This window comes from Streptomyces sp. NPDC058307, assembly GCF_042880295.1.
In the GTDB taxonomy this organism is placed as follows: domain Bacteria; phylum Actinomycetota; class Actinomycetes; order Streptomycetales; family Streptomycetaceae; genus Streptomyces.
Genome location: NZ_JBHVYZ010000116.1, coordinates 1 through 12,418 on the forward strand (window position 1 = coordinate 1; position 12,418 = coordinate 12,418).

7 protein-coding genes are annotated in these 12,418 nt (G+C 69.6%); 4 read left to right on the forward strand and 3 right to left on the reverse strand.

The features are described from left to right. Nucleotides 1–71: 71 nt before the first annotated feature. Entirely contained in the window at nucleotides 72–644 is a 573-nt protein-coding gene (locus ACFVYN_RS40215) for a GNAT family N-acetyltransferase (protein ID WP_390007640.1), read from the reverse strand. A 271-nt stretch (nucleotides 645–915) separates the two neighbouring features. Between ACFVYN_RS40215 and secA the strand changes: the two genes are divergently transcribed. Then, entirely contained in the window at nucleotides 916–3,756 is a 2,841-nt protein-coding gene (secA, locus tag ACFVYN_RS40220; RefSeq protein WP_390007642.1) for a preprotein translocase subunit SecA, read from the forward strand. A 145-nt stretch (nucleotides 3,757–3,901) separates the two neighbouring features. Here the strand turns inward: secA and ACFVYN_RS40225 are convergent, their stop codons facing one another. Beyond that, the gene (locus tag ACFVYN_RS40225; RefSeq protein WP_390007644.1) at nucleotides 3,902–4,696 is read right to left on the reverse strand and encodes an Rv3235 family protein; all 795 of its coding nucleotides are present in this window, start codon (nucleotides 4,694–4,696) and stop codon (nucleotides 3,902–3,904) included. A 308-nt stretch (nucleotides 4,697–5,004) separates the two neighbouring features. Here ACFVYN_RS40225 and ACFVYN_RS40230 point away from each other — a divergent pair, with 308 nt between their 5' ends. Continuing rightward, nucleotides 5,005–5,520, forward strand: a complete 516-nt coding sequence (locus ACFVYN_RS40230) for a DUF6912 family protein (RefSeq protein ID WP_390007646.1) — start codon at nucleotides 5,005–5,007, stop codon at nucleotides 5,518–5,520. 89 nt (nucleotides 5,521–5,609) lie between these two features. Further along, nucleotides 5,610–6,275, forward strand: coding sequence for an HAD family hydrolase (locus ACFVYN_RS40235; RefSeq protein WP_390007648.1), 666 nt, complete (start codon nucleotides 5,610–5,612; stop codon nucleotides 6,273–6,275). 47 nt (nucleotides 6,276–6,322) lie between these two features. On the opposite strand, the gene ACFVYN_RS40240 is transcribed toward ACFVYN_RS40235, so the two are convergent. Then, a complete protein-coding gene (locus ACFVYN_RS40240) occupies nucleotides 6,323–6,889 on the reverse strand; it encodes a DJ-1/PfpI family protein (protein WP_390007650.1) in 567 nt (188 codons plus the stop codon). 514 nt (nucleotides 6,890–7,403) lie between these two features. Between ACFVYN_RS40240 and ACFVYN_RS40245 the strand changes: the two genes are divergently transcribed. Continuing rightward, nucleotides 7,404–12,359, forward strand: a complete 4,956-nt coding sequence (locus ACFVYN_RS40245) for an NAD-glutamate dehydrogenase (RefSeq protein ID WP_390007653.1) — start codon at nucleotides 7,404–7,406, stop codon at nucleotides 12,357–12,359. The last annotated feature ends 59 nt before the right edge of the window (nucleotides 12,360–12,418 follow it).

A 12,418-nucleotide genomic window follows, 5' to 3' on the forward strand; every position in this document is an offset into this window, starting at 1 on the left:
CACGCCTACCGCGACTGGCTCCAAGCCGCTTGACAGGCAATAGGAGCATCAATGGGAGCTGATCCGCGGATCTACCCGGGCGCGGGGAGGTACTGCACCGTCGACGGCAGGCCCAGGTCCGAGGGCAGCAGCGCGCCCACCCAGCAGTCCCGGCGAACGCCCTGGTGGGCCAGGGCGGAGCGCAGTACGCCCTCGATGACGAAACCGGCCCGCTCCGCCACCGCGCGGGAGGGCTCGTTGCCCACTTCCGCACGCCACTCCACACGGTCGATCGACAGCTCGGTGAAGGCCCAGCGGGAGGCGGCACGGACGGCCTCGGTGACATAGCCGTTGCCGCGGTGTGCCTTGGTGGCCCAGTAGCCGATCTCGGCCGTGCCCGGCGAGCGCATGGTCAGACCCAGCATGCCCACCAGGTCCTCCCCTTCGGCGAGGAAGAGGCCCCAGGTGAACATCGTGCCGTTCGCCCAGCCCGCCGGGGCCAGCTGCTCCGTGAAGCTCTGGGCGTGCTCGACCAGGTAGGGCGAGGGAATGGTGGTCCACCGCAGGATGTCGGGGTCCTGCACGGCCGCGAGGACGGTCTCGGTGTCCTGCGGGGCGGGCGGGCGCAGCACGAGACGGTCCGTGGTCAGCGTGACGGGTTCCATCGACCGATTCTGCTCAGGTGCTCGGTGCTGGCGCCATCGCTTTTGCTGTGCGTGAGCGAGTGATCACAATTCGCGCAATTCGTGAGCGGGGCGCGGCACCATCGGCGTTCCCCGTCCGTTGTCCCCTTTGAAGCAGATTTGAAGGAGCTGACAGTCGGCCTACACGGCAGGCCTCCCGACGCGGCGGGGTCCTCGCATACGATGGCCGTTGCTCAGTAAGTGAAATGGAAACCGACCGTCCCAGGCCCGACCGGCAAGGAGACCAACCCCCGTGTCCGTCCTCTCGAAGATCATGCGTGCAGGCGAAGGCAAGATCCTGCGCAAGCTGCACCGCATCGCGGACCAGGTCAACTCCATCGAAGAGGACTTCATCGACCTCTCCGACGCCGAGCTGCGGGCCCTCACCGAGGAGTACAAGCAGCGGTACGCCGACGGTGAGAGCCTGGACGACCTGCTCCCCGAGGCGTTCGCGACCGTGCGCGAGGCCGCCAAGCGCGCGCTGGGCCAGCGCCACTACGACGTGCAGATCATGGGCGGCGCCGCCCTCCACCTCGGCTATGTGGCCGAGATGAAGACCGGTGAGGGCAAGACGCTCGTCGGCACCCTGCCCGCGTACCTGAACGCGCTGTCCGGCAAGGGCGTCCACCTGATCACGGTCAACGACTACCTGGCCGAGCGCGACTCCGAGATGATGGGCCGCGTCCACAAGTTCCTGGGTCTGAGCGTCGGTTGCATCCTTGCCAACATGACACCGGCCCAGCGCCGCGAGCAGTACGCGTGTGACATCACGTACGGCACGAACAACGAGTTCGGCTTCGACTACCTGCGCGACAACATGGCGTGGGCCAAGGACGAACTCGTCCAGCGCGGCCACAACTTCGCCATCGTCGACGAGGTCGACTCCATCCTGGTCGACGAGGCCCGTACGCCGCTGATCATCTCCGGGCCGGCCGACCAGGCGACCAAGTGGTACGGCGACTTCGCCAAGCTGGTCACCCGCCTGAAGAAGGGCGAGGCCGGCAACCCGCTCAAGGGCATCGAGGAGACCGGCGACTACGAGGTCGACGAGAAGAAGCGCACCGTGGCGATCCACGAGTCCGGTGTCGCCAAGGTCGAGGACTGGCTGGGCATCGACAACCTCTACGAGTCGGTGAACACCCCTCTGGTGGGCTACCTGAACAACGCCATCAAGGCGAAGGAGCTCTTCAAGAAGGACAAGGACTACGTCGTCATGGACGGCGAAGTCATGATCGTCGACGAGCACACCGGCCGTATCCTCGCCGGCCGCCGCTACAACGAGGGCATGCACCAGGCGATCGAGGCGAAGGAAGGGGTGGACATCAAGGACGAGAACCAGACCCTCGCCACGATCACCCTCCAGAACTTCTTCCGTCTCTACAAGCGCCACGACCACAACGGCAAGGAACAGCCGGGCCTCTGCGGCATGACCGGTACGGCGATGACCGAGGCCGCCGAGTTCCACCAGATCTACAAGCTCGGCGTCGTCCCGATCCCGACCAACCGGCCCATGGTCCGCAAGGACCAGTCGGACCTGATCTACCGCACCGAGGTCGCCAAGTTCGAGGCGGTCGTCGACGACATCGTCGAGAAGCACGAGAAGGGCCAGCCGATCCTCGTCGGCACGACGTCGGTCGAGAAGTCCGAGTACCTCTCGCAGCAGCTCAGCAAGCGCGGCGTCCAGCACGAGGTGCTGAACGCCAAGCAGCACGACCGTGAGGCGACGATCGTCGCCCAGGCCGGCCGCAAGGGCGCCGTCACCGTCGCCACCAACATGGCAGGCCGTGGTACCGACATCAAGCTCGGCGGCAACCCCGAGGACCTCGCCGAGGCGGAGCTGCGCCAGCGCGGCCTCGACCCCGAGGAGCACATCGAGGAGTGGGCCGCCGCTCTGCCGGCCGCCCTGGAGAAGGCAGAGAAGGCGGTCAAGGCGGAGTTCGAAGAGGTCAAGGAGCTCGGCGGCCTCTACGTCCTCGGTACCGAGCGGCACGAGTCGCGCCGTATCGACAACCAGCTGCGCGGTCGTTCCGGCCGTCAGGGCGACCCTGGCGAGTCCCGCTTCTACCTCTCCCTGGGCGACGACCTGATGCGGCTGTTCAAGGCCCAGATGGTCGAGCGCGTGATGTCGATGGCGAACGTCCCGGACGACGTCCCGATCGAGAACAAGATGGTCACGCGCGCGATCGCGTCCGCGCAGTCGCAGGTCGAGCAGCAGAACTTCGAGACCCGTAAGAACGTCCTGAAGTACGACGAGGTCCTCAACCGCCAGCGCGAGGTCATCTACGGCGAGCGACGCCGCGTCCTGGAGGGCGAGGACCTGCAGGAGCAGGTCGTGCACTTCATGGACGACACGATCGACGCGTACGTGGCGGCGGAGACCGCCGAGGGCTTCGCGGAGGACTGGGACCTCGACCGGCTGTGGGGCGCGTTCAAGCAGCTCTACCCGGTGAGGATCACCGTCGAGGAGCTGGAGGAGGCGGCCGGCGACCGCGCGGGTCTGACCGCCGAGTACATCGCCGAGTCCATCAAGGACGACATCCACGAGCAGTACGAGGCGCGCGAGGCGCAGCTCGGCTCCGAGATCATGCGTGAGTTGGAGCGCCGGGTCGTGCTGTCGGTCCTGGACCGCAAGTGGCGCGAGCACCTCTACGAGATGGACTACCTCCAGGAGGGCATCGGCCTGCGCGCGATGGCTCAGAAGGACCCGCTGGTCGAGTACCAGCGCGAGGGCTTCGACATGTTCACCGCCATGATGGACGGCATCAAGGAGGAGTCCGTCGGCTACCTGTTCAACCTGGAGGTCCAGGTCGAGCAGCAGGTCGAGGAGGTCCCGGTCGAGGACGAGAGGCCGTCCCTGGCCAAGCAGGACTCCGTTCCGGCGCAGGCCGGCGCGCGTCCCGAGATCCGCGCGAAGGGACTCGACGCCCCGCAGCGCCGGGACCTGCACTTCTCCGCGCCGACGGTGGACGGCGAGGGCGGCGTCATCGAGGGCGAGTTCGCCGACGACGACGAGCCCGTGCGCTCCGAGGCCGACGGCCTCACGCGCGCGGAGCGGCGCAAGCAGTCCCGTGGTCGGGGGCGGCGCAAGAAGTAGTCGTCCTTACGGCGTGATGGGCGCCGTGGCGGATGGATGTAACGAACGGTGCCTGTGGCGCCGTGGCGTAGGAAGGGCCGGTCACCTCGGGGTGGCCGGCCCTTCCACGCGTGAGGGATCGGCTCGGCGGGCCTCTCCGGGCCTGTCAGTCGCCGTCCGGACGGGGAGCCCGGGGGCCGCCCAGTTCGACCGCGGTGCAGCGCCAGCGGAGGTCCTTGCCCTGTTCCAGACGGAAGGCCATGGCGCGTAGCTGGTCGCCGGCGCCGATGCGGGCGAAGGCCTCCACGGCGCCCTCACGGGGGACGTAGTAGCCGATGTCCCGGACGACGGGGCGGGTGCCGCGGGTGCGCAGGGGACCGCGCTCGGCGAGCCGGGCCAGCTCGTCGTAGGCGCGGCCCGCGGTGTGCCGGAGCATGGAGTGGACCGGGCGCTGACCGCTCAGGACGGCGAGGAGGAGGTCGGCGAAGAGATCGGTGGGGCGGGGCTGGGGGACCAGTGGACGACGCCGGGGGGTGCTGCGTCGCGCCGCTCCGGGGGTCGGAGTGCCGACCGGGGTGCTGGGCGTGCTGACCGTCGTCGTTCCGGCCGCGGTGCTGGGTGTGCTGACCGTCGTCGTTCCGGCCGCGGTGCTGGCCGTCGTCGTGCCGGCCGTGGCGCCGTGTGTGCTGGCCGTCGTAGAGCCAGACCTGGCGTCGCGTCGCGTAGCGCCGGTCGTCGTCTCGATCGGACCCGGGGTGCCGTGCGGGCGGCTGTCCGTGGGGCCCGTGCGGGCGCGGGGGCCGGTGCCGGGGGAGCTCGGTGGGCGGCCGTCGCCCGGGGCCGTGCGGGGCGTGCTGCCGCCGGGTGTGCGGGGTGGAGTGCCGCCCGGGCGGCGGGAGTCGTGGCGGGCCGGCGGGCGGGTGCCGGGGTGGTGCTGGGCCCTGGTCATGACCTTGTTCATGGATCCCCGTTTCAGCGGGCCCGGAAAGTACCGGGCGGTAACTTCTGGTTGGGGATCTTGTACGGGGCCGCGGACCGCTGCCGCAAGGAAGCTGTGGGCCGGGTTCGCGCACCTGGAATGTTCACCTATCAGGGTGATGAGAGGGGGCGAAAGCCCGTGAACCCGGGGGCGGGGCGGGTGAATTCCGGGCCCGGGGTGGACGCCTGCCGGGGCCTGGGCAGGGACTCGAAAGGGGACGCCCGCACGTATCCTGAAGGCCTTCGCGGAGCCCCTCCGATGATGTTCTCCGACCACGAAAGCGGCCAGTCATGCGCGTCTACGTCCCCCTGACCCTCTCCGGTCTCGCCGAGGCGTACAAGACGGGTGAGCTGGGGGCCGGACCGCTCCTCGCCTACGCCGTCACGCCCGCCCTGCGCGAGTGGTACCTCTCCGACGACATCGAGGAGCTGGAGTACGCGGCGCTGAACCGGGCCGCGCTGGCCTCCCTGCGCCTGCTCGCCGCGGACACCGGGGCCGTGCGGCGCCGGGTCGTGGTTGCCGTCGACGTGGCCGACGGGGCGGCGGTCGCCGATCCCGACCGGGCGCTGGATCCCGCGGCCCTCGGTGAGGTGCGGGTCGCCGGGACGGTGAGGCTGGCCAAGGCGGCCGCGGTGCACGTCGACTCGGACGACGCGGTCCAGGACGTCACCGCCGCCGTGGAGGCGCTGGAGGCGGCGGACGCCGGGGACGACGACGCGCAGTTCGTCGTGGACGGGGCCGAGGACCACGAGCTGCTGTGGTACGCGACGCAGGAGATCCCGAACTTGGTGGGGCTGGGCGGCTGAGCCGTGTCGTCCGCCGTGCCGGGGCGCGGCTTTGCCCGCCTTGACCTGCTGTTCTCTTGATTGTCAGTGGGGGCGGGTACGTTTTTGGCATGGGGAAGCTGACAGGGGCGCACATCGTCTGGGACTGGAACGGCACGCTGTTCCACGACAACGACGCGATCATCGGGGCGACGAACGCGGCGTTCGGCGAGTTGGGGCTCGCGCCGATCACGATGGAGCAGTACCGGGCGCTGTACTGCGTGCCGGTGCCGAAGTTCTACGAGCGGCTGCTCGGCCGGCTGCCCACCGATGCGGAGTGGGAGCTGATGGACGAGACCTTCCATCGCTACTACGCCGAGCACCGGGTGGGGTGCGGGCTCACCGAGGGGGCGGTGGAGCTGCTCACGGGGTGGCGGTCGGCCGGGCGCAGCCAGTCGATCCTCAGCATGTATGTGCATGACGAGCTGGTGCCGTTGGTGCGCGGGTTCGGGATCGAGGCGCACTTCCTGCGGGTGGACGGGCGGACGGGACCGTCCGGGGGGAGCAAGGCGGAGCACATGGAGCGGCATCTCGCCGCGCTGGCGGGAGTGGAGGCGGCTCGGACCGTGGTGATCGGGGACGCCGCGGACGACGCGGTGGCCGCGATGCGGGTGGGGGCGCGGGCTGTGCTCTACACCGGGGGGTCGCACAGCCGGGCCAGTCTCGAAAGCGTGGGGGTGCCCGTGGTGGACACCCTGGCGGAGGCGGTCGCGGAGGCCGAGCGAATAGCGGCGTGACCTTCGCGCCGGTTCCGCGACCGCGGTGACATGCGGTACCCCGTCGGTCAGGTCACCGGTGCCTTCGCCCTGAGCACCCCCAAGAACTCCCGCATCCAGGCCGAGTGGTCCGGCCAGGCGCGGGAGGAGACCAGGGTGCCGTCGACGACCACCTCGGCGTCCTGGAAGGCCGCGCCGGCGGACTGCATGTCGGGTTCCAGAGCCGGATAGGCCGTGACACGGCGGCCGCGGAGGCCGTCGATCGCGGCGGTGAGCAGCGGGCCGTGGCAGATCTGGGCGACCGGCTTGTCCGCGTCGAAGAAGGACTTGAGGATCTTGCGGAGCTCGGGGTCGTTGCGCAGGTACTCGGGGGCGCGGCCGCCGGGGACGACGAGAGCGGCGTACTGACCGGCGTCGACCTCGGCGAAGGCCAGGTCGGCGGGCCAGGTGTAGCCGGGCTTCTCGGTGTAGGTGTCGAAGCCCGGTTCGAAGTCGTGGACGACGAAGCGGAGCGTCTTGCGGGCGGGGGCCGCGACATGGACGTCGTAGCCCTCCTCGCGCAGGCGCTGGTAGGGGTACAGGACCTCCAGTGACTCTGCTGCGTCACCGGTGACGATGAGGATTTTTGCGGTCATGTCGGCAAAGTGCACCGGCGGGGCGTGCTTGCCAAGAGGGTGTGCGAAGGGGAGGGGAGGAGATCATGGCCTGGAGGCAAGGTGGGCACTGTGCAGAGTGTCAAAGTTCCGCCCCCGGTTTTGTACACATACGGCTCATGACGGCCCCCCTGTGGGGAGCGATAGCCTTGTGGCGTGATCAGCGCGATAGTTCGCGGGGGCGCTGTGGCCCCCGCCCCGCGCCCGGTGCGCACGGAACACCTCCGTGGCCGGGCGGCGGCCGCTGATCCTCGCGGGCGGGACGGGGCCGTAGGGGCCCTCATGACGCCGAGTGCACCCTCGTCACAGACGCTGGAGAGAGCAGCGTCACACCTGGCGGGCGTGTCGACAATGGCCGATATACCCCCGCTCATCTCAGCCTGCGGCATAGCGTCGGAGCAGACCGGAGACCCCGGGCCGTGGCGTCGAGCCGCAGGGGAAGAGACCGTACTTCCTTCTACGTCACGCAACGGCGCGCGACAGGAGTCAGAGGACAATGCAGACCAAGCTGGACGAAGCCAAGGCCGAGCTGCTCGAGAGGGCTGCACGGGTAGCTGAGAACAGCCCGGCCGGGGGGCACCTACCGACTGGGACGACGGACGACGACACCCCCCGCACCCCGGACACCCCGGACAGCGAGACCGTGCTCGCGTTCCTCCAGCGCTACTACCTGCACACGGCCCCCGAAGACCTCGCCGGCCGGGACCCGATCGACGTCTACGGAGCCGCTCTCTCCCACTTCCGGCTGGGCGAGACGCGCCCGCAGGGCACGGCCAACGTGCGGGTGCACACGCCCACGGTGGAGGAGAACGGCTGGACGTGCACCCACACGGTCGTCGAGGTCGTCACCGACGACATGCCCTTCCTCGTCGACTCCGTCACCAATGAGCTGACCCGGCAGGGGCGCGGCATCCATGTCGTGATCCACCCCCAGGTCGCCGTCCGCCGCGACGTCGCCGGCAGGCTGATCGAGATCCTCACCGCCCCGCCCTCCGCCGGTGACTTCCCACAGCACGACGCGCACACCGAGTCCTGGATCCACGTCGAGATCGACCGCGAGACCGATCGTGGCGACCTGAAGCAGATCACCGCCGACCTGCTGCGTGTCCTGTCCGACGTCCGGGAGGCCGTCGAGGACTGGGAGAAGATGCGGGACACGGCCCTGCGCATGGCCGACGAACTGCCCGCCGAGCCCGTCGCCACCGATCTGCGCGGCATGGAGATCGACGAGGCCCGCGAGCTGCTGCGCTGGCTGGCCGACGACCACTTCACCTTCCTCGGCTACCGCGAGTACCAGCTCAGGCCGGACGACTCCCTCGCGGCCGTACCCGGCACCGGCCTCGGCATCCTGCGTTCCGACCCGCACCACGCCGGCGAGGAGGGCCACCCGGTCAGCCCGTCCTTCGAGCGGCTGCCCGCCGACGCGCGCGCGAAGGCACGTGAGCACAAGCTGCTGGTGCTGACCAAGGCGAACAGCCGGGCGACGGTGCACCGGCCGTCGTACCTCGACTACATCGGGGTCAAGAAGTTCGACGCGGACGGCAACGTCGTCGGCGAGCGGCGTTTCCTCGGGCTGTTCTCCTCCGCCGCCTACACCGAGTCGGTGCGCCGGGTTCCGGTCATTCGGCGCAAGGTGGACGAGGTGCTCGAAAGGGCGGGTTTCTCGCCCAACAGCCACGACGGCCGCGACCTTCTCCAGATCCTGGAGACCTACCCGCGCGACGAGCTCTTCCAGACCCCGGCCGACGAGCTGGAGTCCATCGCCACCTCCGTCCTGTACCTCCAGGAGCGGCGGCGGCTGCGCCTGTACCTGCGCCAGGACGAGTACGGCCGCTACTACTCGGCCCTCGTCTACCTGCCCCGCGACCGCTACACCACCGGCGTCCGCCTCAGGATCATCGACATCCTGAAGGAGGAACTCGGCGGCATCAGCGTCGACTTCACCGCCTGGAACACCGAGTCGATCCTGTCCCGGCTGCACTTCGTGGTCCGCGTGCCGCAGGGCACCGAACTGCCGCAGCTCAGCGACAGCGACAAGGAGCACATCGAGGCCCGCCTGGTCGAGGCCGCCCGCTCCTGGGCGGACGGCTGGACCGAGGCGCTCAACGCCGAACTCGGCGAGGAGCGCGCCGCCGAGCTGTCGCGCCGCTACGGCAACGCCTTCCCCGAGGGCTACAAGGCCGACCACACCCCGCGCTCCGCGGTCGCCGACCTCGTCCACCTGGAGCGGCTCGGCGAGGAGAACGACTTCGCGCTCAGCCTGTACGAGCCGGTGGGCGCCGCCCCCGAGGAGCGCCGCTTCAAGATCTACCGCAAGGGCGACGCCATCTCCCTGTCCGCCGTGCTGCCGGTCCTCAGCCGGCTCGGCGTCGAGGTGACGGACGAGCGGCCCTACGAACTGCGCTGCTCGGACCGCAGCATCGCCTGGATCTACGACTTCGGCCTGCGCATGCCCAAGTCGCAGAACGGCACCGGCGACTACCTCGGCGACGACGGCCGCGAGCGCTTCCAGGACGCCTTCGCCGCCACCTGGACCGGCAAGGCGGAGAACGACGGCTTCAACGCCCTCGTGCTGAGCGCCGGCCTGGGCTGGCGGCAGGCGATGGTGCTGCGGGCGTACGCCAAGTACCTGCGCCAGGCGGGCTCGACGTTCAGCCAGGACTACATGGAGGACACCCTCCGCAACAACGTCCACACCACCCGGCTGCTCGTCTCCCTGTTCGAGGCGCGGATGTCGCCGGACCGTCAGCGCGCCGGGCACGAACTCGTGGACGCCCTCCTGGAAGAGCTCGACGCTGCCCTCGACCAGGTGGCCTCGCTGGACGAGGACAGGATTCTCCGCTCCTTCCTGACCGTCATCAAGGCGACCCTGCGCACCAACTTCTTCCAGGAGGCCGCGGGCGGCAAGCCGCACGACTACGTCTCCATGAAGTTCGACCCGCAGGCCATCCCCGACCTCCCGGCCCCGCGTCCGGCGTTCGAGATCTGGGTGTACTCGCCGCGCGTCGAAGGCGTGCACCTGCGCTTCGGCAAGGTCGCGCGCGGCGGACTGCGCTGGTCCGACCGGCGTGAGGACTTCCGCACCGAGATCCTCGGCCTGGTCAAGGCGCAGATGGTGAAGAACACCGTCATCGTGCCGGTCGGCGCCAAGGGCGGCTTCGTCGCCAAGCAGTTGCCCGACCCGTCCGTCGACCGGGACGCGTGGCTGGCCGAGGGCATCGCCAGCTACAAGATGTTCATCTCGGCGCTGCTCGACATCACCGACAACATGGTGGCCGGCGAGGTCGTGCCCCCGGCGGACGTCGTGAGGCACGACGAGGACGACACCTACCTGGTGGTCGCGGCCGACAAGGGCACGGCGACGTTCTCCGACATCGCCAACGGGGTCGCGGAGTCGTACAACTTCTGGCTCGGCGACGCCTTCGCCTCCGGCGGCTCGGCCGGCTACGACCACAAGGGCATGGGCATCACCGCCCGCGGCGCCTGGGAGTCCGTCAAGCGGCACTTCCGCGAACTGGCCCTCGACACCCAGTCCGAGGACTTCACCGTCGTCGGCATCGGCGACATGTCCGGTGACGTGTTCGGCAACGGCATGCTGCTGTCCGAGCACATCCGCCTGGTCGCCGCCTTCGACCACCGGCACATCTTCATCGACCCGAAGCCCGACGCGGCCACCTCCTACGCCGAGCGCCGCCGTATCTTCGAACTCCCGCGCTCCAGCTGGGCCGACTACAACACCGAGCTGATCTCCGCGGGCGGCGGCGTCTTCCCCCGCACCGCCAAGTCCATCCCTGTCAACGCCCACGTCCGCGAGGCCCTCGGCATCGAGGACAAGGTCGCCAAGATGACCCCGGCCGACCTGATGAAGGCGATCCTCAAGGCGCCGGTGGACCTGCTGTGGAACGGCGGCATCGGCACCTACGTGAAGGCCTCCACCGAGACCCACGCGGACGTCGGTGACAAGGCCAACGACCCGATCCGCGTCGACGGCGCCGACCTGCGCGTGCGGGTCGTCGGCGAGGGCGGCAACCTGGGGCTGACCCAGCTCGGCCGGATCGAGTTCGCGCTGAACGGCGGAAAGATCAACACCGACGCCATCGACAACAGCGCGGGCGTGGACACCTCCGACCACGAGGTGAACATCAAGATCCTGCTCAACGGCCTGGTCGCCGAGGGCGACATGACCGTCAAGCAGCGCAACAAGCTGCTCGCCGAGATGACCGACGAGGTCGGCCGCCTGGTCCTGCGCAACAACTACGCCCAGAACACCGCGATCGCCAACGCGCTCGCCCAGTCCAAGGACATGCTCCACGCCCAGCAGCGCTTCATGCGCCACCTGGTGCGCGAGGGCCACCTCGACCGGGCCCTGGAGTTCCTGCCCACCGACCGCCAGATCCGCGAACGCCTCGGCGCCGCACAGGGCCTGACCAGCCCGGAGACGGCCGTCCTGCTGGCGTACACGAAGATCACGGTCGCCGAGGAGCTGCTGCACACCGCGCTCCCGGACGACCCCTACCTGCACGGCCTGCTGCACACGTACTTCCCGGCCGCGCTGCGCGAGAAGTTCGCCGAGCACATCGACCACCACCCGCTGCACCGCGAGATCACCACGACCGTCCTGGTCAACGACACGGTCAACACGGGCGGTACGACCTATCTGCACCGCCTGCGCGAGGAGACCGGCGCGTCGCTGGAGGAGATCGTCCGGGCGCAGACCGTGGCCCGCGCGATCTTCCGCTCCGGCGTGGTGTGGGACGGGGTCGAGGCGCTCGACAACCAGGTCGAGGCCGCCGTACAGACCCGGATCCGGCTGCACTCGCGCCGGCTGGTCGAGCGCGGCACGCGCTGGCTGCTCAACAACCGGCCGCAGCCGCTCCAGCTCGCCGAGACCGTCGAGTTCTTCGGCGACCGCGTCGAGCAGGTGTGGTCGCAGCTGCCGAAGCTGCTGCGGGGCGCCGACCTGGAGTGGTACCAGAAGATCTACGACGAGCTGAGCGGCGCCGGAGTCCCGGACGAACTCGCCACGCGCGTGGCCGGGTTCTCCTCGGCATTCCCGACGCTGGACATCGTCTCGGTGGCCGACCGCATGGGCCGGGACCCGATGGACGTCGCCGAGGTGTACTACGACCTCGCCGACCGTCTCCACATCACCCAGCTCATGGACCGCATCATCGAGCTGCCCCGCGCCGACCGCTGGCAGTCCATGGCCCGCGCCTCCATCCGCGAGGACCTCTACGCGGCCCACTCGGCGCTGACGGCCGACGTCCTGGCGGTGGGCAACGGCACGTCCACTCCCGAGGAGCGCTTCAAGGCCTGGGAGGAGAAGAACGCCCCGATCCTGAGCCGGGCGCGCACCACCCTGGACGAGATCCAGGGCTCGGACGCCTTCGACCTGGCCAACCTGTCGGTGGCGATGCGCACGATGCGGACGCTGCTGCGGCAGCATTCGTAGGCGCTACGGCAGCGATACGACGACGAGGGCGCCCGGGACCGTGAGCTTCCGGGCGGCCT

Excerpts from the sequence above, each read along its gene's own strand:
- ACFVYN_RS40240 (WP_390007650.1), bottom strand. The coding sequence starts at position 6,889 with ATGACCGCAAAAATCCTCATCGTCACCGGTGACGCAGCAGAGTCACTG.
- ACFVYN_RS40235 (WP_390007648.1), top strand. The coding sequence starts at position 5,610 with ATGGGGAAGCTGACAGGGGCGCACATCGTCTGGGACTGGAACGGCACG.
- ACFVYN_RS40225 (WP_390007644.1), bottom strand. The coding sequence starts at position 4,696 with ATGAACAAGGTCATGACCAGGGCCCAGCACCACCCCGGCACCCGCCCG.
- ACFVYN_RS40245 (WP_390007653.1), top strand. The coding sequence starts at position 7,404 with ATGCAGACCAAGCTGGACGAAGCCAAGGCCGAGCTGCTCGAGAGGGCT.
- ACFVYN_RS40215 (WP_390007640.1), bottom strand. The coding sequence starts at position 644 with ATGGAACCCGTCACGCTGACCACGGACCGTCTCGTGCTGCGCCCGCCC.
- ACFVYN_RS40230 (WP_390007646.1), top strand. The coding sequence starts at position 5,005 with ATGCGCGTCTACGTCCCCCTGACCCTCTCCGGTCTCGCCGAGGCGTAC.